26 protein-coding genes are annotated in these 19,585 nt (G+C 63.4%); 13 read left to right on the top strand and 13 right to left on the bottom strand.

Annotated elements, in window-relative coordinates; translation table 11 throughout:
- The 3 genes from AUR66_RS13290 to AUR66_RS13280 form a co-directional block, all read right to left on the bottom strand.
- Window positions 1-678, bottom strand: a 678-nt coding sequence (locus AUR66_RS13290) for a metallophosphoesterase family protein (protein WP_197409787.1), incomplete at its 3' end; no start/stop codon positions are given.
- A complete protein-coding gene (locus AUR66_RS13285; RefSeq protein ID WP_058572799.1) occupies window positions 675-1,121 on the bottom strand; it encodes a hypothetical protein in 447 nt (148 codons plus the stop codon). The genes AUR66_RS13290 and AUR66_RS13285, both read right to left, overlap by 4 nt.
- A 26-nt stretch (window positions 1,122-1,147) precedes the next feature.
- Window positions 1,148-1,417, bottom strand: a complete 270-nt coding sequence (locus AUR66_RS13280) for a helix-turn-helix domain-containing protein (RefSeq protein WP_058572798.1) — start codon at window positions 1,415-1,417, stop codon at window positions 1,148-1,150.
- Between the two features lie 172 nt (window positions 1,418-1,589).
- Here AUR66_RS13280 and pan1 point away from each other — a divergent pair, with 172 nt between their 5' ends.
- Window positions 1,590-2,807 carry a proteasome-activating nucleotidase Pan1 gene (gene pan1, locus AUR66_RS13275; RefSeq protein ID WP_058572797.1) on the top strand — a complete coding sequence of 406 codons (1,218 nt, stop codon included), beginning with the start codon at window positions 1,590-1,592 and terminating at the stop codon, window positions 2,805-2,807.
- Window positions 2,808-2,861: 54 nt separating this feature from the next.
- Here the strand turns inward: pan1 and AUR66_RS23090 are convergent, their stop codons facing one another.
- A complete protein-coding gene (locus AUR66_RS23090; RefSeq protein WP_269432591.1) occupies window positions 2,862-2,996 on the bottom strand; it encodes a hypothetical protein in 135 nt (44 codons plus the stop codon).
- 136 nt (window positions 2,997-3,132) lie between these two features.
- Here AUR66_RS23090 and nth point away from each other — a divergent pair, with 136 nt between their 5' ends.
- Window positions 3,133-3,816, top strand: coding sequence for an endonuclease III (gene nth, locus AUR66_RS13270; protein WP_058572802.1), 684 nt, complete (start codon window positions 3,133-3,135; stop codon window positions 3,814-3,816).
- A 45-nt stretch (window positions 3,817-3,861) separates the two neighbouring features.
- Here nth and AUR66_RS13265 read toward each other — a convergent pair whose 3' ends face one another.
- Window positions 3,862-4,344: a DUF7321 family protein gene (locus AUR66_RS13265; RefSeq protein WP_058572796.1), complete on the bottom strand. Its 483-nt coding sequence runs from the start codon at window positions 4,342-4,344 to the stop codon at window positions 3,862-3,864.
- 179 nt (window positions 4,345-4,523) lie between these two features.
- On the opposite strand from AUR66_RS13265, the gene AUR66_RS13260 reads away from it, so the two are divergent.
- From AUR66_RS13260 to AUR66_RS13225, 8 genes are all read left to right on the top strand, one after another.
- A complete protein-coding gene (locus AUR66_RS13260) occupies window positions 4,524-5,357 on the top strand; it encodes a DUF7319 domain-containing protein (protein ID WP_058572795.1) in 834 nt (277 codons plus the stop codon).
- A gap of 84 nt (window positions 5,358-5,441) precedes the next feature.
- Window positions 5,442-6,095: a halocyanin domain-containing protein gene (locus AUR66_RS13255; RefSeq protein ID WP_058572794.1), complete on the top strand. Its 654-nt coding sequence runs from the start codon at window positions 5,442-5,444 to the stop codon at window positions 6,093-6,095.
- Window positions 6,095-6,481 (top strand): DUF7318 family protein, encoded by a 387-nt coding sequence (locus AUR66_RS13250; RefSeq protein ID WP_058572793.1) that lies wholly within the window; start codon window positions 6,095-6,097, stop codon window positions 6,479-6,481. The genes AUR66_RS13255 and AUR66_RS13250 overlap by 1 nt, the downstream gene beginning before the upstream one ends.
- A gap of 3 nt (window positions 6,482-6,484) precedes the next feature.
- Complete coding sequence (locus AUR66_RS13245; RefSeq protein WP_058572792.1) at window positions 6,485-7,279, top strand: cytochrome b; 795 nt, start codon at window positions 6,485-6,487, stop codon at window positions 7,277-7,279.
- 10 nt (window positions 7,280-7,289) lie between these two features.
- The gene (locus AUR66_RS13240; protein WP_058572801.1) at window positions 7,290-8,054 is read left to right on the top strand and encodes a cytochrome bc complex cytochrome b subunit; all 765 of its coding nucleotides are present in this window, start codon (window positions 7,290-7,292) and stop codon (window positions 8,052-8,054) included.
- Window positions 8,055-8,093: 39 nt separating this feature from the next.
- A complete protein-coding gene (locus tag AUR66_RS13235; RefSeq protein ID WP_058572791.1) occupies window positions 8,094-8,483 on the top strand; it encodes a DUF7315 family membrane protein in 390 nt (129 codons plus the stop codon).
- A complete protein-coding gene (locus AUR66_RS13230; protein WP_058572790.1) occupies window positions 8,476-8,757 on the top strand; it encodes a DUF7314 family protein in 282 nt (93 codons plus the stop codon). Before AUR66_RS13235 ends, AUR66_RS13230 begins: the two co-directional genes overlap by 8 nt.
- A 138-nt stretch (window positions 8,758-8,895) precedes the next feature.
- The gene (locus AUR66_RS13225; protein WP_058572789.1) at window positions 8,896-9,336 is read left to right on the top strand and encodes a DUF7313 family protein; all 441 of its coding nucleotides are present in this window, start codon (window positions 8,896-8,898) and stop codon (window positions 9,334-9,336) included.
- 211 nt (window positions 9,337-9,547) lie between these two features.
- Here AUR66_RS13225 and AUR66_RS13220 read toward each other — a convergent pair whose 3' ends face one another.
- Window positions 9,548-10,273, bottom strand: a complete 726-nt coding sequence (locus AUR66_RS13220; protein WP_058572800.1) for an NAD(+)/NADH kinase — start codon at window positions 10,271-10,273, stop codon at window positions 9,548-9,550.
- 123 nt (window positions 10,274-10,396) lie between these two features.
- Complete coding sequence (locus AUR66_RS13215; protein ID WP_058572788.1) at window positions 10,397-11,704, bottom strand: M28 family peptidase; 1,308 nt, start codon at window positions 11,702-11,704, stop codon at window positions 10,397-10,399.
- Window positions 11,705-11,839: 135 nt separating this feature from the next.
- Here AUR66_RS13215 and AUR66_RS13210 point away from each other — a divergent pair, with 135 nt between their 5' ends.
- Window positions 11,840-13,006 carry a thiolase domain-containing protein gene (locus AUR66_RS13210; RefSeq protein WP_058572787.1) on the top strand — a complete coding sequence of 389 codons (1,167 nt, stop codon included), beginning with the start codon at window positions 11,840-11,842 and terminating at the stop codon, window positions 13,004-13,006.
- Complete coding sequence (locus tag AUR66_RS13205; protein WP_058572786.1) at window positions 13,006-13,431, top strand: Zn-ribbon domain-containing OB-fold protein; 426 nt, start codon at window positions 13,006-13,008, stop codon at window positions 13,429-13,431. The genes AUR66_RS13210 and AUR66_RS13205 overlap by 1 nt, the downstream gene beginning before the upstream one ends.
- A 42-nt stretch (window positions 13,432-13,473) precedes the next feature.
- On the opposite strand, the gene AUR66_RS22095 is transcribed toward AUR66_RS13205, so the two are convergent.
- The 6 genes from AUR66_RS22095 to AUR66_RS13180 form a co-directional block, all read right to left on the bottom strand.
- Window positions 13,474-13,620, bottom strand: coding sequence for a hypothetical protein (locus AUR66_RS22095; protein WP_197409786.1), 147 nt, complete (start codon window positions 13,618-13,620; stop codon window positions 13,474-13,476).
- 2 nt (window positions 13,621-13,622) lie between these two features.
- Window positions 13,623-14,549 (bottom strand): alpha/beta fold hydrolase, encoded by a 927-nt coding sequence (locus AUR66_RS13200; protein WP_058572785.1) that lies wholly within the window; start codon window positions 14,547-14,549, stop codon window positions 13,623-13,625.
- A gap of 78 nt (window positions 14,550-14,627) precedes the next feature.
- The gene (gene meaB, locus AUR66_RS13195) at window positions 14,628-15,710 is read right to left on the bottom strand and encodes a methylmalonyl Co-A mutase-associated GTPase MeaB (protein WP_058572784.1); all 1,083 of its coding nucleotides are present in this window, start codon (window positions 15,708-15,710) and stop codon (window positions 14,628-14,630) included.
- A 2-nt stretch (window positions 15,711-15,712) separates the two neighbouring features.
- Complete coding sequence (locus AUR66_RS13190; RefSeq protein WP_058572783.1) at window positions 15,713-16,132, bottom strand: cobalamin B12-binding domain-containing protein; 420 nt, start codon at window positions 16,130-16,132, stop codon at window positions 15,713-15,715.
- A 79-nt stretch (window positions 16,133-16,211) separates the two neighbouring features.
- Complete coding sequence (locus AUR66_RS13185; protein WP_058572782.1) at window positions 16,212-18,032, bottom strand: S9 family peptidase; 1,821 nt, start codon at window positions 18,030-18,032, stop codon at window positions 16,212-16,214.
- 147 nt (window positions 18,033-18,179) lie between these two features.
- Window positions 18,180-18,437, bottom strand: a complete 258-nt coding sequence (locus AUR66_RS13180) for an MTH865 family protein (protein WP_058572781.1) — start codon at window positions 18,435-18,437, stop codon at window positions 18,180-18,182.
- Between the two features lie 163 nt (window positions 18,438-18,600).
- Here AUR66_RS13180 and AUR66_RS13175 point away from each other — a divergent pair.
- Window positions 18,601-19,585, top strand: a 985-nt coding sequence (locus tag AUR66_RS13175) for a M42 family metallopeptidase (RefSeq protein ID WP_058572780.1), incomplete at its 3' end; no start/stop codon positions are given.

The raw sequence follows: 19,585 nt of genomic DNA, 5'->3' as shown, positions 1-19,585 counted from the left end.
GATGTCTACTTCGTCAGCGCCGAACGTGACGAGATTGTACCCGCGTGGGTCGCGTTCGCTCGCGCTTGCGCGCTCGGTGGACCCGCAATAGGTCACCCACGTCCCGTCGAGGGTCACCTGGTCCGGGACGTGGTTGTCACCGAGGAGCATCGCGTCGAAGTCGACGTTCGACGCGTCGAGGATGGTCTCGGTCTCCCAGTCGGCGTGCGCGAAGGGCGTGAAGAGACCGTGTGCCACGAGTGCGGCGTGCGACTGGTCGTGTGGCGTGTACTGATAATCGAGTTCGTCGCGGCGGGAACGCGGGACGTGGTCGAGTCCGTAGAAGGCCACGTCACCGAGGACGTAGGGGTCGCTCCCGAGGCGCGTCGCGAGACCGAGACGCTCGAAGAGGTCCAACCACTGCCCTCCGCGCGTCGATTCGTGGTTCCCGACGATGGCGAGGAAGGGAATCCCCGCATCGTCGAGGCGGCGGAGCGCGGCGAGCGTCCCGAGGAGGTCCGGAAGTTCGGGGCGTCGGTCGTGGTAGAGGTCGCCCGCGTGGACGACGGCGTCCACCTCCTCCGAGATGGCGTCCGCGACGACCTGTTCGAAGGCGTCGAGGAAGTCCTGACGGCGCTCCGGCGAATGGTACTGCTGGTACCCGATATGGGTGTCGCCGGTGTGTATCACCCGTGTCATCTGTCCGGTGATTCGCCACCACCGCTGAAAACGGTTGTGCGACCGGAGTGAAAGTGGTCGCCGTCGCGTAGCGCAGGCGACTCGGGACTCGAAGGCGGTGTCGAACCGTCGAGTCTCGGGGGCAGTTCCGAACCGTCGAGTTTGGTGTCGAGTGCGTCGAGCGACGCGCGGAGTCGGGTCAGGTCACGGAGCAACCTGTGGCCTTCGCGCGCGCTATGATGGTCTTCACGGGTGGCGGCACCGACGGCACGTCGAAGTCGCACTTCTCCGCCTGCGTCGAGAAAGCGCGCGGCGGTCGTAATATCGGAGAACGCGTCGCTGGCGTCGGCGATGACGTCTACGAAGGCGTGTTGGTCCGAAGACTCGTCGGGGTCGGCGAGGGCCGCGAGTGCGCGGCCGACGGCGGCAGGGTCAGGTCCGGGGTCGAGGTCGGTACCGGGCATACACCCGGGTGGCCCCGTCTTCGTAGTTAAATGTTGAGCGTGTAGAGACGCTTGCGCGCGTCAGAGAAGGAAAATCGGGAGTCGACTGCGCCTTCGTCTTCGAGTCGCGAGAGTGCGTACCGAACCGTCCGCGGCGGGAGGAGCGACTCTTCGGCGATTTCGCTCTGCGTGAGCGTGTCCTCGTAGTCGAGTATCTTGGCGACTAACTTCGCGCTCGGGGGCATGTCGCGCACTGCGGCCCATCTATCTTCGGCTTGTGGTTCGGACTCTCGCTCGACCGCTTCCGTGGTGCTCATCGTATCTGAGTTCAGGGAATGCTATTAGATAATATTTGCTATCCAATTTTATTACTTTCAGGAATATGTGTGACACACGTCAGACTCGTCATCTCAGTGGAGAGACGCCTCATACCCGGCGAATCCCTCACACACCCGAAGCCTCTTATGAGCCTGTGCCCTATCCCGCCTGATGACCGACACTGTGGACGACGTCGACCTTCCGTACGACAAGGATACGGCGTCGCAGCAGGAGAAGATCACCGCCCTTCAAGAGCGGCTCGAAGTTCTCGAAACGCAAAACGAGGAGATGCGCGACAAACTCCTCGATGCTAACGCTGAGAACAACAAGTACCAACAGAAGCTCGAGCGTCTGACGCACGAAAACAAGAAGCTCAAGCAGTCGCCGCTCTTCGTTGCGACGGTTCAGGAAATCACCGACGAGGGGGTCATCATCAAGCAGCATGGTAACAACCAAGAGGCCCTCACCGAGGTGACTGACGAGATGCGCGAGGAGTTAGAACCTGACGCGCGCGTCGCTGTGAACAACTCTCTGTCTATCGTTAAGCGACTCGACAAGGAGACGGACGTCCGGGCACGCGTCATGCAAGTCGAGCACAGCCCCGATGTAACCTACGAGGACATCGGTGGGCTCGAAGAGCAGATGCAAGAAGTCCGCGAGACGGTCGAGATGCCCCTCGACCGCCCCGAGATGTTCGAGAAAGTGGGTATCGACCCGCCGGCAGGCGTGCTCCTGTACGGCCCGCCGGGAACCGGGAAGACGATGCTCGCGAAGGCCGTCGCCAACCAGACGAACGCCTCGTTCATCAAGATGGCCGGGTCCGAACTGGTGCACAAGTTCATCGGTGAGGGCGCGAAACTCGTCCGCGACCTCTTCGAGGTTGCGCGCGAGAACGAACCCGCCGTCATCTTCATCGACGAAATCGACGCCATCGCGTCCAAGCGGACGGACTCGAAGACCTCCGGCGACGCCGAGGTCCAGCGGACGATGATGCAACTCCTCGCGGAGATGGACGGGTTCGACGAACGCGGGAACATCCGCCTCATCGCGGCCACGAACCGCTTCGACATGCTCGACCCCGCGATTCTCCGGCCCGGCCGGTTCGACCGCCTCATCGAGGTGCCCAAGCCGAACGAGGACGGCCGCGAGATTATCTTCAAGATTCACACGCGGAAGATGAACGTCTCCGACGACGTGGACTTCGAGGAACTCGCCGAACTCGCCGAAGAGGCGTCCGGTGCCGACATCAAGGCCATCTGTACCGAGGCCGGGATGTTCGCCATTCGCGACGACCGCACGGAGATATTCATGCAGGACTTCGTCGACGCGTGGGAGAAGATTCAGCAAGAAGCAGAGACCGCAGACGACGTCTCGCGCGCGTTCGCCTAACTCGGCGATTCGCGTTCGAAATTCGTTCTTTTTCGGAGACCGCGTTCCGAGTGACTACGCCGCGACTGCGAGGTACGGCAGGACGAACAGGGCGACGAACATCGCACCGAGGATGATACCGTATCCAGTGAGCGTCGCGGCGGCGGTCACCCACGCTTCACGTCGGCCGGGGAGTTCGAGAGTAGACATACTGGACTGCTCACGGTCGTAGATGATAAATCGTTGGTCTGCGCTGTCGCGTCGGACCGATGGACGACAGGACGAACAGTCGAACTCGTTCGCCGCAACCCGAACGACTGAAACCGACTGGGTCGCACCCAGACGTATGGGCACGCCACTCGACACGCGACCGGCGCAAGCCGAGGAGGTCCTCGACCGACTCTACGAGGAGTACCCCGATACGACCATCTCGCTCTCCTACTCGACCCGTCTCGAACTCCTCATCGCGGTCATGCTCTCTGCGCAGTGTACCGACGAACGCGTCAACAAAGTCACGGCCGAGTTGTTCGCGAAGTACGACTCTGCCGAGGACTACGCGAACGCCGACCAAGAGGAGTTGGCCGAGGACATCAACTCCATCACCTACTACAACAACAAGGCGAAGTACATCCGTAGCGCGTGCGCGGACATCATCGAAAAGCACGACGGAGAAGTCCCGGACACGATGTCAGAACTGACCGACCTCGCAGGTGTCGGCCGAAAGACTGCGAACGTCGTCCTCCAACATGGCCACGACATCGTCGAAGGCATCGTCGTCGACACGCACGTTCAGCGACTCTCGCGGCGACTCGGCCTGACAGAAGAAGAGTACCCCGAACGAATCGAAGAGGACCTGATGCCCGTCGTCCCCGAGACGGACTGGCAGCAGTTTACCCACCTGTTCATCAGTCACGGCCGCGCCGTCTGCGACGCGCGCAACCCCGACTGCGACGCGTGCGTGCTCGAAGACATCTGTCCATCGTCGAAACTCGACCACGACGTGGACCTCGCCAGCGGCGACGAGTGGTAAGACAGTCAAGCAGAGCCCTCAGACGAACAGGTCTCCCGTGACGTGTCAGACGAACAGGTACCCGGTGACGTATCGGTAGATTCCGAGCACCCACGCGAGGAACCAGAAGATGACGTATCCGAAGACGCCGATTCGGAGGCGACCACGCCACGCACTCATGTTCTCGTGAAGGTCGTCGAGTGAGACATCCTGGTCCGGGTTGCGGTAGAGGTCTGCTTCCCACTTCGCTTGGAAGATACGAACGATGCCGGTGAGCGCGAACACGAGCATCGCGTACGCCTGTAGCCCGAGAATCGCGTGGAGTGCGCTCAGGCCGTTCAACTGCTGGAGCAGTCGCGGCATCATCCACGTGACGACCGGGACCGTGTTCAACACGAGGCCCGGGAAGATGACCTTCAGGTGGTACACGAGAACCTCCCACGACACCGTCTCGGCGTCGATCATTATCCACGCCCCGTAGAGGTAAAACGGAAGACTGGCCGTGACGGTGACCGCGGCGAGCGTGGCGAAGGTCGTCTCGTCTGCCATCGCCCGGCGTTAGCACGCGGTCGGCCTAAAGGAATCGATGCACGAACGACCATTCGAGCGCCAGACCACTGACGACGGAGACCGACCCCAGTATACCGGGTCGGTACGCGGTCAAAACGGCTTCTCGTACACGACGCGGGGTCGCAACACGTTTACCGCCCAAGGTCCTACTTCCGCCGATGGCAGATTCGTCTTCCGCACCGGCCGACGACCGAGCGTCGCCGGACGCGGGTGCCGACGATGCGGTGTCCGAGGACGAACTCGAAGCCCTTCGCCGGGAGGTCGAAGAGAAGTACGACTTCGAAAACTTCGGCCCGGCGGACATGGCGAAGATGAGCGTCGAAGAGTGGGAAGCAGCCTTCGACCCGGACTCGTGGGTCGTCGGCGAAGAACTCCTCGACCGTGTCGAAGAGGAACTCCGATACCGAGTCGCAATCCGCGAAGTGTTCGCTATCCTCGAACGCGTCACCGAAGACGGTGAACCACGTATCCTCGCGTACTCAGACGAAGGGTACGCCGTCGTCTACCCGGACGGGAGTGTCGAAGGCGAGGGAACCGTCCTTCGGGACGTGAAACCAACCGTCGCCCTCTGTTCGATGGACGACTTCGAGGTGAATCAGGCACCGGCGAACGTCCGCCTCCCCGGCCCCGACGAAGTCGTACAGGGAACTGGTGACTTCGGCAACCGGATGCTCCAAATCGTCGCGTTCGGCCAGTTACTCGGTGGCCTCGCACTCATCGGCGCGTGGGTTATCGTCCCGGCAGTCGAGTCTATCGTCGCGCCAGTCGTCGGTGTGGTCTTCCTCCTCATCGGCCTCTTTCTGTTCGTCACGGTGGCGAACGCTCGTCTCTCGGACCGCTTCCGGTCCGAAGAGTACCGCGAACGACTCCGTGCGATTGGCGTCGAAGATGGCGAACGACCGTCGTTCGTCCCGTCGTTCGACGGCGACGTAGACGCCCAACCGTTGGTCGAGGGGCCAGACGGTGAACCCCTCAGTTCTGAGGGCTCGTAACTCCCCTCGTCGGACGGCGCTAATCCCCCTCCGTGAGGGCATAGTCGGTGGGTTTAAGCGCATCCCATCCTGACCAACGACCGTATGAAAAGGCGGGAGTTTCTCCGAACGGCCGGCGGCGCGACAGCCGCCGCGACCGCTGCCGCCGGGACCGCCGCCGCAGCGCAAGAAGGCGGCGGTGGCGCGCAGGTTCAACCTGACTTCGGCGGTTGGCTCGACGGCGTCGACGGAGGCTACGAAGACCTCCGCGGCCAGAGCGAAGTGACAGTCGAAGTTGGTGCCGCCGGCAACGGTGGCAATCTGGCGTTCGCCCCGGCCGGCATCTGGGTCGACCCCGGCACGACTGTGACGTGGGAATGGACTGGTGAAGGTGGCGGACACAACGTCAAGATGGAAGAGGGACCAGCGGGTCTCGACTCCGGCGCTGCTGTCGCCGAAGCCGGTACGACCTACGAGTACACCTTCGAAGAGGGCGACGCGGGCATTAACAAGTACTTCTGTGAGCCCCACAAGGCGCTCGGTATGCTCGGCGCAGTCGCGGTCGGCGGCGACGTGGCGACAGTCGAAGTCGGTGGCGGCGGCGGCGAGAAGGAACTCGAGGAACTCGGCGTTCCGATTCAGGCACACTGGGTCGGCGCGGCGACCATCCTCGGTATCATCGTCACCGTCATCTACACGTTCTTCATCTTGAAGTACGGCGAGTCCCCCAATACGGGTAACACTGGAGGTGGCGAATAATGTCCTCGACCGGCAGCACATACGGCGATATTCACCGATACGAACCGGCACGCGAGAGCACTGCGGCGGCCATCGCAATCGTCCTCTTGACGATTATCGAAATCGTGTTCGTGTTCCTCTTCACCTACGGATTCGTCTCCGGGTGGGGCCTGACGGACACGGGTAACATGTTCCTCGGTGGCATCCTCGCCGTCATCTTCGTGGACCTCGCGTTCATCCTCGCACTGTACCGCAAGGAGTTCCTCCCAGACGTCATGATCGTCAAGAAACGGCGTCGCAAGTGGGAAGACCTCTACGTCCGCGAGGAGGACGTCGACGGTGTCACGCTCGGTGACGGCGCGTGGGAACAGGTCAAGCGCGCGGTGTACCCCTACTACAAGCGATAAACCATGAGTCTCGAACGCAAAGAAGAACACGACCACAAAGCCTGGATGAAGAAGAAGGACCTCACACCTATCGAGGCCACCTTCCTCACCACCCTCATCTGGCTGGATAAGCGACTCCGCATCGTCGACTACCTCGAGCTTCTGGAGACGCTCTACTACCGAGTGAACCTCCAGATGCCGAAGAGCCACACCGAGCAATACAACCTCGACAACAAGTTCTGGTACTGGTACCCCCTGTACACGCTTGGGTTGTTCTCGACGCTCGCGTACGTCGTCGCGGCGATTAGTGGTGCCCTCCTCGGGTTCTACTACTCCCCTGCGACGACTGGCGACCCGACGACTGCGTACAACAGTATCGAGTTCATCATGCGCGACCTGCAGTTCGGCTTCATGCTCCGGTCCGTCCACCGCTGGGCGGCACAGGTCATGGTCGCGGCAGTGTTCTTGCACATGCTCCGTGTCTACTTCACGGGGTCGTACAAGGAACCCCGCGAGCTGAACTGGCTCCTCGGCATCGTCCTGATCAGCCTGACGATGGTGTTCGGGTACACGGGATACCTGCTCCCGTGGGACCAGCTCGCCTTCTGGGCCGGTCAGATCGGCGTCGAGATGTCGCTGTCCGTGCCCCTCGCCGGTGAGTGGGTGGCACAGCTCCTGTTCGGCGGCTTCACGCTGAGTCAGGCGACGCTCCAGCGCATGTACATCATCCACGTGTTCCTGCTCCCGTTCGTCGTGACGACACTCATCGCGATTCACATCGGTATCGTGTGGGTGCAGGGCATCGCGGAGCCGCACTGAGGTGACAAACATGAGCGACAACGAACCCGAAAACGAGGAGATTCGCACCGACGGCACGGGCATCGTGGCCCCGGACAACGAGACGCCCACGTGGAGCGAGCGCAAAGCTCGCAAGACGGGGCTATCCCGGCTCACCTACGAGTACTTCGAACGTGCCCGTCGTGAAGACCAAGACCTCCGGACGGAGTCTGATTACGTCGAGCGTGACGTGCTCGCGTTCCCGACGTGGCCCCACGAGACCGTTCGGAACCTCTCTATCGCATCGTTCTTCGTCGGGATGATTCTGTTCCTCTCGGCGACGATGCCGCCACACATCGGCCCGCCGGCGAATCCATCGAGTACGCCGGCGATTATCCTGCCTGACTGGTACCTCTACTGGTCGTTCGGCCTGCTCAAGCTGAACCCGCTGAACCCCGAGCTCGCCATCCTCGGCGGCCAGAAGATAATGGCCGACCGTACGTACGGTGTGCTCGCGAACGGTGTGGTCGTCGGCTTCATCGCCATCGTCCCCTTCCTCAACAAGGGGTCTGCGCGACGCCCCGTCGAGCAACCGTTCTGGGCGGCAGTCGGTGTCGCGGGCGTCGTCTTCGCGATGACCATCTCGCTGCTGGCAGTCAAGAACCTCATGCCGATGAACGTCGATCTGCTGTTCGACCTGACGTTCCTGCTCCCCATCGTCTTCGGAACCGTCACCTACGCGGTGCTCAAGACGATGAGCGAAGGCTACATGTACAACCTCAACCGCCGCTACTACCGGCTCCGTCCGCCGAAGTAGAGCGGAACCACTACCAATCGTCCCTTCTTATCGTAGGCAATGACAGATAGCGACGCGACCAGTGGTGCTGGCGACCCCGGCGAGTCGAGACGTGGCCGGCGTGGCCGCCGCGACATCGTCGTCCCCATGCGCCTCTACAAGACGATTACCGTCTTCTCGACGCTCATCGCAGTCGTCAGTGTCGTCCTCGGGTTCGTCTTCCTCGACGCCGCGACACTGCAGGTGAGCGCCCTGCGTGCGGTTCTCTCGAATATCCTCGCCGTCGTCGGCGTCGGCGTGGCAGATGGACTCCTGAGTACGGTGTTGGCCATCGTCGGCCTGACGACCATCGCGTTCGGTGCCGTCGTGTACACACTCGGGACAAGGTTCCGCGCTCGCGGAATGGGAAAGTCTCAAGAGGACTCCGGCGAAGATTCGAACAATGGCTGACGAATTCATCAAGGGGCTGGGCATCCTGACCGGTTCCGGTCTCGCGTGGATGGTGCTCGCGTCGTGGTACCGGACGAGCAGCTTCGAGAGCACGAAGCAGCTCATCGAGCCACTGTCGTCGGGTGCGACCGAGGGAATCTTCAACATCATCGGCGTCACCCTGATGGACGCGTTCCTCTGGTTCGCGCTCCTGGGTGCGCTCACCTTCTGGGTCCTCATCCCGGCGGGCCACCAGATCATGTCCGCGCTCCAAGAACGGCGCAACGCGCAGTAAGGTAAGACCCGAGCGCGTTCTCTCTTCTCGTCTCGCGGACGACCAGTTAAAAAGCCCCGCACGATAGCGGCCGCCACCACCGACCGACGCCGCGTCAGATTGGAAAAACTCTAATGAGTATCCCTCCCAGGTTCCTGTATGCACCCACTCCAGTTCCTCGTCCCACTCGACCAGTTGGCGGCGGTCGAACCGGTCATCCCCTTTGCGATACTCGCACTCGTGTTGGCGAACTTCGCGACGCGCTTCCTCGCGCACCGCTCGCACGTGAAGCAGGCAAACGACGGCGCGGACGAACTCTCGCGCTTCCTGCCTCACAGCTTCACGTCCGGTGGCCTCGTGTTGGTGTCGTTCCTCTACCTGCTCGTCGAACCGCACGGTGGGATGGTCATGACCGTCCTCGTCGTCGGGATGTTCCTGACCGACTTCTTCGAGTTCGAGGCACGTAACGTCGAAGCGCGGAACGACCGTCCGCTCGACCGGCCGAACGGCGGCCTCACCGCGTCGGTTCTCGTGCTCCTGTACGCCGCGTACCAGAGCCTCTTCTTCCTCGTCGCGGACGTCTGGAACGCCGTCATCTGAGACGGTCAGACCGACGCCGCATCTCTGTATCACCCCGAAACCGTTTCGGGAGCCTCACGAGGGACGCGACACGGTGTCGTCCCGGACACACCTGACCGAGAGCCATCAGTCAGAGCGTCGCACTCTCGACTGGTGCGCGTCCCGACAGAGTTGGGACTGTTTCGAGCGGGAGCGGCAGTAATTCACGAACAGCAGTATCGAGTCGGCCGACTCACTCCAACAGGAGTTTCGCCGACCCGTCGACGGTGACGACGACGGGTTCGAACGGCGGCACGTCGCGGACGACACCGTCGTCGACGACGAGCGAGACGGGTGCGTCGTCGCGTTCGACTGTGAGTCGGAGTGGTGGTTGGAAGACCCACGTGTCGGTCTGGGTCGCGTACGGTGACACCGGGACGATGGCAGCGCCGGCGTCCGGACCGACGACCGGCCCACCTGCCGCGCGAGCGTATCCGGTGCTTCCGAGCGGCGTCGCGACGACGACACCGTCTGCGCGGAACCCGTCGACAGGAAGCCAGGTGTCGTCGTCCAGCAGGTCGGCGTCGGACCGAATCGCGGACCCTTGTCGAGCGTGTGCGACGCCGTACTCCGAGATGTGCGCGGGTTCGCTCGTGGCGAGCATCGTATCGAAGAGTGCGCGCCCTGCGTGGTCGCCGGCGACGGAGATGGAGAGAATCGGGTGGTCGACGACGTGTCGGTCACCCGCGAGTATCGACGCGACGGCGTCGTCGAGGGTCCGGTGAGGCGTAGACCACGGCATCGCGCAATCTACGGGCACGACTGGACAGTCTATCGATTCGTCGAGGGCGGTGTCTACGAGCGCCGATTCACCGACGGCGACGACGGCGTCGGCTGATTCGACCGCCGAGACGACGTCTGCGCCGGCTTGGCGAATCGTGGTGCCGACCGACTCGTCACCGACGACTGCGAATCTCAGCGTCGTCCACCTCCGACGGGGCACCAAAGCATCGTCCCGTGCTACGCTTCCCCGAATAAAAGCCCTCGTGGTTCGGTCCGACCGGGTGACCGAACGAGGAGTCGAACGTCTCTCGTGTCGGCCTCAGAACGGCCAGTCGCCAGTGACTTTCATGCCCTCGGCCTGGTCTTCGGCTTCGAGTGCCGCCGCGATGTCCGTCGGGTCTGCGTGCGGAATCTCGCGGTCGGCGCGCGCGAGTTCGACCGTCAGTTCGGTCAGCAAGATGGCTTGTTCGCGGAGCGTCCGTGATTCGAGTTTCTCGATGGTGTCGGCGTGGGTGTGGCCCCATCCGCGACCACGCCCTTCCTTCTCGCTGCCGACCATGTACGCCGGGACGCCGTACGCGACGAACGGCCAGTGGTCGCTGTGCGGGAGTTGCTCGGGAATCGTCGAGATGTCGTGGTCGAAGCGGTCGGCGACAGTCTTCGCGGCGTCGTCGAGTTCGTCGAACCCGTGCGTGTGCAGACGGAGCGTTCGTCCAGCGACGACGCCGTCGTTGTTGACGATGGCTTTGACGTTCGCTCGGTCTGCGCCCAGACGCTCCGCTTCGTGTTCGGACCCGACGAGACCGACCTCTTCTGCGCCGAAGCAGACGAATCGGACGCGCGTCTCCAGTTCGTCTTCGCGGGCGGCAAGCGCGCGTGCGAGTTCGACCACCATCGCGGTGCCCGCGCCGTTGTCCATGGCGCCCTCGGCGATGTCGTGCGCGTCGAGGTGACTCGTCACCAGTACTTCCTCGTCCGTGTCGGGGCCAAGTTCTGCGTGGACGTTGCCGCTGTCGGCATCCGGGGTCTCACAGGAGACTTCGACCGTGACTTCTTCACCCTCGAACCGGCGGCCGAGACGGGCACCGACTTCCTTGCTCACACCGACAGCGGGGATGTCACCGATTGGTGCCTCGGCGGTTCCGACACTCCCCGTCGGCGGGAGTTGGCCGGGGACGTGGTTCGCGAAGATGAACCCTGCTGCGCCGGACTCCACGGCGTAGTAGTACTTCTCACGGCGGTGGATGAACCGGTCGTAGTGGTCCGGGACTGTCGAGGAGACGACGACGACTTTCCCCGAGAGGTCGCGGTCGAAGTCTTCGGGGAGACCGCACCCGAGGTCCACGAGTTCACCGGAGGCGGCCCCGGCGGGACTGCGGGGGAGGGCGATGCACTCTTGTCTCGTGTTGTGCGCGGCGATAGCGCTGTCGCCGCGTTCCCAGCCTTGAATCTCGAAGGGGTCGATGCGGGCGTCGCGCGCGCCGACGGATTCGAGGGCGTCGCGCGTCGCTTCCATCGCCTCGCGTTCGCCCGGCGACCCTGCCATTCGGTTGCCGATGTCGACGAGCGTCTCGAGGTGGGTCCAGCCAACCTCACTCGTGAAGGTATCGCCAATCCAGTCTGTCATACACAGCAGTCACGCGGACCGAGGGTAATTATTCCGATGACCGCGTCCTCGGAACTGACTGCCGGCGCAATTCTCGCGGCACACGTTTACGTGTGAACGGCAGGTTCAAGGGGCATCTATCACGTACTTTTATCCATGAATGACGTACGAATCGCCGGGGTCGGACTGACCACGTTCGGCAGGTACCCCGAGCGCACGGGCCGCGACCTGTTCGCCGAGGCAGCGCTCGCCGCCCGCGACGAAGCAGGAATCTCTCGTGAGGACTACGACGAGGTTCACTACGGGAACTTCATGGGCGAACTCGCCGAGGGACAGGGCCACCAAGGCCCAGTGGTCGCCGAGGCTGCGGGCCTCGACTGTCCAGCGACCCGATACGAGTCTGCGTGTGCGTCCGCGGGTGTCGCCTTCCGGCAGGCCGTCCAGACGATTCGTGGCGGCGGTGCCGACGTCGTCCTCGTCGGCGGCATGGAGCGGATGAACAATCTCGGAACCTCCGAGGTGACGCGCTCGCTCGCAATCGCGGCAGACGAGTTGTTCGAAGTCCGCGCCGGCGTCACGTTCCCCGGAGCGTACGCCCTCATGGCCCGCGCCTACTTCGACGAGTTCGGCGGCGACAACGAGGACCTCGCCCACATCGCGGTGAAGAACCACGCCAACGCGATGACGAACGAGTACGCCCAGTTCCACCGTGAGATTACGGTCGAAGACGCCCTCGAGAGCCCCGTCGTAGCCGACCCACTCACGCTCTACGACGCCTGTCCAATCACCGACGGTGCGAGCGCCGTCGTCCTCGTCAGCGGCGACTACGCCGACGAGAACGGCCTCGACGCCCCGGTTCGGGTCGCCGGGTCCGGACAGGGCGGCGACAAGGCCGCACTACAGGACCGCGAATATCTCGCCCAGACGCCGGCGGCGACGAAAGCCGCAGAGATGGCCTACGCGGACGCCGCCATCTCTCCCGACGACGTCGACGTAGCGGAAGTCCACGACTGCTTCACCATCGCCGAAGTGCTGGCGCTCGAATCGCTCGGCTTCTACGAACCCGGCGAAGGCATCGGCGCTGCTGCACGCGGCGAGACGACCAGCGACGGTGACCTCCCCGTCAACCTCTCTGGAGGACTGAAAGCGAAGGGACACCCTGTCGGCGCGACTGGGACTGCGCAAGTCGTCGAGATGACGAAACTCCTCCGCGGCGACCACGCGAACAGTGACGCCGTGCCGGACGCCCGTGTCGGCGTCACCCACAACGCGGGTGGGACCGTCGCGAGTGCCGTCGTCCACGTGCTGGAGGTGATGAACTGATGGCAGACGCAGGCTACGACGACTGGTTGGCCGCCATCGCCGACGTCGCCGAACAAGGTTCGGCGGCCCGCGAGACGCAGTCTCGCGACGGAGAAGGATACTACCTCGCGTGCCCCGACGGCCACGGGTCGCTCCCGCCCCGGCGCTCCTGTCCGCACTGCGCGTCTGACGAACTGACCGAAGAATCACTCGCTGAGACGGGAGAAATCGTCACCTTCACCGAAGTGCACGTCCCCGCACCGAGTTTCGCCGACGAGGCACCGTACGTGACGGCTATTGCGTCGTTCGGCCCAGTGAGGCTCACGGGTGTCGTCCGCGACGTGCCGCGCTCGGACGTCGAACTCGGGATGAAAGTCAGCCCCGACGTGGACGTGAACGCGACGACTGGCGAGCAGGTACTCGTGTTCCGACCGGCCGACGAATAACCACGTCACGACGCGGTGACGCCGGTGACTCGGCGACGTCGTCTACTTTTCGTGTCGGTCGATGGCCTCACCCGGTGAGGACCACCCATAGACGTACGACCCGACGGCCCACAGCCAAAACCCGGCCGAGAGAAGCGCGATGGCGCCGTAGAGGAAGAGCGACATCGCGTCGAGCGCTCCTCCGAACATGGTTACGCGAGCGCGTCTCGGACTGTCTCGACGAAGGCGTTCGGGAACTCGACGTGCGGAAGGAGCATCGCGTCGTCGAAGACGACGAGCGTGCAGTCGGCCGCTTCGGCGAGTTCACGACCGTCTTTCAGTGGCGTGATATCGCTCTCGCGTCCCCAGACGAGCGTCGTCGAGACGCCGAGGTCTGAGAGCGCCGCCGCGAGGTCGATATCCGAGTTGAGGTATCCAGAGATGAACGACGCGGGCGCGAACCGTGCACCCGGTTGGTGCGCCGTCCGCCACTCGTAATCTTCCCAGTCGTCGCCCGCCTTCGAGGCGTCGTAGTACCCGTGGTCGTCGTTGAAGTACTGAATCGACGGCCGGGACGCGACGACGTTGAAGAGTGCCTCACCGACGACGGGGGCGCGGACGAGTTCGCGAAGCCACTCTTTCGGTTCCGGGCCACCGCGAGCAGTCGGGCAGACGAGGACGAGACGAGAGACAGATACGTCGTCCCGAGACGCGGCGGCGACGGTGTAGGCAGACGTGAGTGACGACGCGAGCACGGCCGGGTCGTCGTACTCGGCGAGGAAGTCGCCGACGAAGTCCTCGTAGAGCGCCGGTGAGTAGTAGAGTTCCGGCCGGTCGGAGAGACCGAATCCGGGGAGGTCGGGCGCGACGACGTGGTAGTCTTCGGCGAGTTCGTCGAAGATTTCGCGGAACTCACCCGACGACCCGGCGGCGTTGATGCCGTGGAGGAGGACCAACGTCGGTGCGTCTGCGTCGCCTGCCTCGACGTAGGAGATGTCCATCCCGCGCCACCGGTAGGTTCGCTGGTCGCCGGAGAGCGGTGGTTCGAGAGGGCCGACACGTTTCGAGAGGGCAGCGTTGGCGGCGGCAGCGAGGCCGACACCGGCAGCAGCGAGGCCGATAGCTCGTCGGAACTTCATGTCATCTGAATGGTGCGCGACGACCTTAATTCGCCCGCCGGTGGCGGGGTCATCCGACGAAGAAAACGGTGTGTCGGGTCAGTCGTCTCGGTCTTCGAGACACTCACGAAGCGGTTCGAGAACGTCTTCGGTGACTGCGTAGGGGTCTGTCTCCTTGTCGACGACGGCCGAGGCGAAGTCGTCGATGCCGCCACGGTCGTCGAGTTCTCGTTCGAGGAGTCTGTTCACGTCGCTTCGGAGCAGTTGTCGAATCTCCTCTGCTGCGCGCTGTCGGGCCTTCTCGTCCAACTCGCCCGACTCGGCGAGGTACGTGTAGTGGTCCGAGAGCGTCTCGACGAGTTCGTCGATTCCCTCACCCGTCGTGGCGATAGTTTCGACCACCTGCGGCGTCCAGACTGGGTCGGGTTCCGGTTCGTCGTCTTGGTCGTCGTCAGTGTGTTCGCCGTGCCCGTGGTGGTCACCCATCGCTTCAGCGCCGTGATGTCCCATATCGAGCTTCGCCCGTGGGTCGTCACGGAGGTGAATCATCTCTTCTAACTCGGCGACGGTGCGAGAGGCACCCTCCATGTCGGCTTTGTTGACGACGAACACGTCACCGATTTCGAGGATACCGGCTTTGAGCATCTGCACGTCGTCGCCACTGCCGGGTTGGACGAGGACGACGACCGTATCTGCAGTCTTCACCACGTCGACTTCGTTCTGGCCCGCGCCGACCGTCTCGATGATGATGCGGTCTTTCCCGAAGGCGTCGAGGGCTTTCACGGCGTCTGCGGTGGCCGTCGAGAGGCCGCCAAGTTGACCGCGGGCGCTCATCGACCGGAAGAACACGTCCATGTCGCCGACGTTCGACGCCATGCGGATTCGGTCACCGAGGACGGCACCGCCGGTGTAGGGCGACGACGGGTCGACGGCGATGACGCCGACCGTCTCGCCCTGGTCGCGGTAGAACTTCGCGAGTTTGTCCACGAGCGTCGACTTCCCGGCACCGGGGCTTCCGGTGATGCCGACGACAGAGGCGTGGCCCGTGTGCGCGTGAATCTCGGAGACGATGTCGCGATAGCCCGGCGACTGCGACTCGATTTTCGTGATGACGCGCGCGAGTGCCCGGTGCTCGCCGTCGAGCAGTCGTTCGACGAGGTCGGATTCGACCGCCTGCCCCATCGTCACGTTCGCTCGGGGGCGTTTTCCTTCACGAACTCGATAGTCTCTTCCATCGGTGTGCCCGGGCCGAAGATGGCGTCGACACCCTCTTCCATGAGGCCTGGGCGGTCCTCGTCGGGGATGATACCGCCGACGATGACCAGCGTGTCGTCGAGTGCGCCGTACTCTTCGAGGCCAGCCATCACTTTCGGGACGAGCGTGTTGTGTGCGCCCGAGAGGATAGAGATGCCGAGTACGTCGACGTCCTCTTGGACCGTCGCCTGGATAATCTCGTCAGGCGCTCGGTGCAGGCCGGAGTAGATGACCTCGAATCCTGCATCGCGGAAGGCGCGAGAGATTACGTGTGCCCCACGGTCGTGGCCGTCGAGTCCCACCTTGGCGATGAGACACCGGATAGTTCGCTGTTCAGAGTCCGCGCTCATACGCGGAGGTTCGGTGTCACCCGATTTGATTCTAACGGAAGATAAGGAACGTTGCCGAGTCAGTTCGGTCGTCCCGAAGTCACTCGACGTGGGCGCTCCCGACGTACTCGTCGAGGAAGTCGGCGATTTGCGTGTACGCGTCGATACGGTTCTCCAGTTTGGAGAAGCCGTGGCCCTCGTCTTCGAAGATGAGTTCGCGGACGTGGGCGTGTTTGCGCGCCTCTTCGACGAGTTGGTGTGCCTCGCTCACCGGGACGCGCGGGTCGTTCTCGCCGTGGAGGACGAACAGCGGTGCGCGAATCTTCTCGATATTGTTGAGCGGCGAGATGGATTCGAGGAACTCCCTGTCGTCTTCCAGAGAGCCGTACTCTGCCTCACGGAGTTCGCGCCGCCAGTCACCGGTGTTTTCGAGGAACGTGACGAAGTTGGCGATGCCGACGATGTCGATGCCGGCGGCCCAGAGGTCCGGGTACTCGGTCATCGACGCGAGGACCATGAACCCGCCGTACGACCCACCCATGGCGACGATTTTGTCGGTGTCCACCGCCGGGTGGTCGTGGAGCCACTCCACCGCCGCTTCGATGTCTGCGACCGAATCCATCCGTTTCTCCACGTCGTCGAGGTGACCGTACGCCTTCCCGTAGCCTGCGGACCCGCGGACGTTCGGTTCGAAGTAGGCGTAGCCCCGTGAGAGGAAGTACTGTTTCACCGCCGAGAACGACGGTCTGCGCTGGGCCTCGGGGCCGCCGTGGATATCGACGATGACCGGCGTCTCCCCCTCGGGTGACTCCTCGGGGAGCGTGAAGAACGCCGGAATGTCGCGCCCGTCGAACGTCGGGTAGTGGACGAGTTCCGGCGGGACGAACGTATCCCGCGGAATCCCCGCCGTGGCCGCGTGAGTCCACCGATCCGCCTCGCCGCTCGTCAGGTCGACCACGTAGACGTTGGCGGTGTCGGCGCTCGCAGTGACCGTGATTGCCGCCCGCTCGCCGTCCGGTGAGAACGAGACGCCACCGGCGACCCCTTTCGGGAGGTCCGGTTCGTGGAACGCGTCGATTTCGTCAGGGGACTTCAACTCGCCGAACGTCAGTTCCGTGTAGCCTTCGACGTTGCGCGCGTAGACGAGTCGCCGCGTCTCGTGGTCGATGCTGACGCCTTCGACTTCGTAGTCGCCACCGGATTCGACGAGCGTGAACGTCTCGGCGTCGAGGTCGTAGCGAACGAGTTCGAGCGTGTCGCTCTCACGGTCGGTCACCATGTAGATGTTCTCGCCGTCCGGGCCCCACTCTGGACTCTGGAATCGGACGGTTCCGTCGTGGGGGGTGAGATGCGTCAGTTCCTTCGATATCAGGTCGAGGACGTACACGTCCTGGTCGAAGTTCGAGTACGCCTCCTGGACGATGAGTTTCGTGTCGTCGGGCGACCACCCGCCGAGCGTCAACCACCCGTCACCCTCGTGGACGAGCGTCGCGTCCATCCCCGTCCCGTCGCGGTCCTGTACGTACACGTCGAAGACGGCGTTGTCCCGTCGGTTCGACGTGAACGCGAATCGCTCCCCGTCGTGGCTCCACCCACCCCAGCGGTGTTTGGCATCGGGGTGTTCGGTCAGGTTCTGGATGACGCCCGTGTCGGGTTCGAGGCGGAACAACTGTTCGCGCTCGTTGCCACCTTTGTCCATCCCGAAGACGAGTTCGGGATTCTCCGGCGACCACGAAGCGAACGTGACGCGTTCGTCGTAGAAGGTTCGTTGTTCGGGCCAGACGCCAGACCCGTCGACGGTCCAGACCTGCGGGACGCCTGTCGTGTCCATGAGGAACGAGAGTCGCTCCCCGTCTGGGGCGAAGGAGGCGCCGTAGGCGCTTCTGATGTGGAGGTAGCGCTCGATGTCGTACGTTCGCATACCACGAATGTTGGCGCGGTGGTGAGAAATCGGTTGGGGTGTCAAAAGTCCGAGAGTCGGAGCGGCGGCAGTGTGTGAGGACGGGCCGCTCGAGCAGTCGCTCAGGCGGAGAAAAATACGGTATCGAGGAACGGCGTCGCGCCGAGTTTAAATCATATCTTCGGCCTTGAGGCCCTCGATGATGTCGTCGACGAGGCTCTCGGCGTCGTCGTACGGGAAGTCCTGGTGCTTGCCGAGTTTAGCGGCGAGTTCCATCGCGGTGATGGTCACACCGTCAGCCTCGAACTTCGTGCCCGGGCCGTTCGGAAGCGCGGGGACGAGAGACATCTGGTTCTTGACGGGGAAACTCGCACCAGAGAAGGCATCCATGAACTGTTCGCGGAGTTGAGATTCGACGTCGGACATACCCTGAAAGTACGTAGAGACGTGGAAAAACGTTCCGGAACAACCGTGAACTTGTGGTGAGTTTCGCACAGACGGACCTCGGTGCCCCCCACATCGTCCCCGAATCCCGGCCGCGTCGTCCGGGAGTGATGGACTTATCTACAACGGCAATTCATGCAGAATCATGGACTTCGACTTCGACCGTCTGAAGCAACTCACAGAGACGAGCGGTGTTCCCGGGTACGAAGACCGAATTCGAGCCCTCGTCCGTGAGGACCTCGAAGCGACGACAGACACCGTCCGCGTCGACGCGATGGGCAACGTCGTCGGCACCATCGAAGGCGAGAGCGACTACGAAGTCGCCGTCGCCGCCCACATGGACGAGATTGGCTTCATGGTCCGGCACATCAACGACGATGGCTTCCTCCAACTCGACGCCCTCGGCGGGTGGGACCCGCGCGTCCTGAAGGCCCAACGCGTCACCGTCCACACCGAAGACGAGGACTTGACCGGCGTCATCGGGTCTGTCCCGCCGCACACGCTCACCGAGGAGCAGAAGCAGAAAGACCCGAAGGTCGAAGACGTGTACGTCGACCTCGGACTCCCGTCGGAGACGGTCGAAGAGACGGTCTCTGTCGGCGACCTCGTGACGATGGAACAGACGACAGTCGCGATGGGCGACCACGTCACGGGCAAGGCCATCGACGACCGCGTCTGTCTGTTCGCCATGCTCGAAGCGGCCGAGCGCATCGAGAATCCCGAAGTCACCATCCACTTCGCGGCGACCGTGCAGGAAGAAGTCGGCCTCCGCGGTGCGCAGGCACTCGGCGTCGACCTCGACCCCGACCTCGCCCTCGGCCTCGACACCACCGTCGCCAACGACGTGCCCGGCTTCGAACCCGCGGACTACGTGACGCGACTCGGTGAGGGCGCGGGCATCAAACTGAAGGACTCCAGCGCCATCGCGAACCCGAAGGTGCACCGTCGCCTCCGCGACGTGGCCGAGGAGAACGACATCGCCTACCAGATGGAACTGCTCCCCGCCGGCGGCACGGACACCGGTGGCTTCCAGAACACCTACGGTGCCAAGCCCGTCGGCGCAATCTCGATGCCGACGCGCTACCTTCACACCGTGACCGAGAGCGTCCACCAAGACGACGTGACCGCGT

Source organism: Haloferax profundi (genome assembly GCF_001469865.1).
Lineage (GTDB): Archaea > Halobacteriota > Halobacteria > Halobacteriales > Haloferacaceae > Haloferax > Haloferax profundi.
The sequence above is the reverse complement of the archived record's forward strand: the minus strand, read 5'-3'. Positions and strand labels throughout refer to the sequence as shown.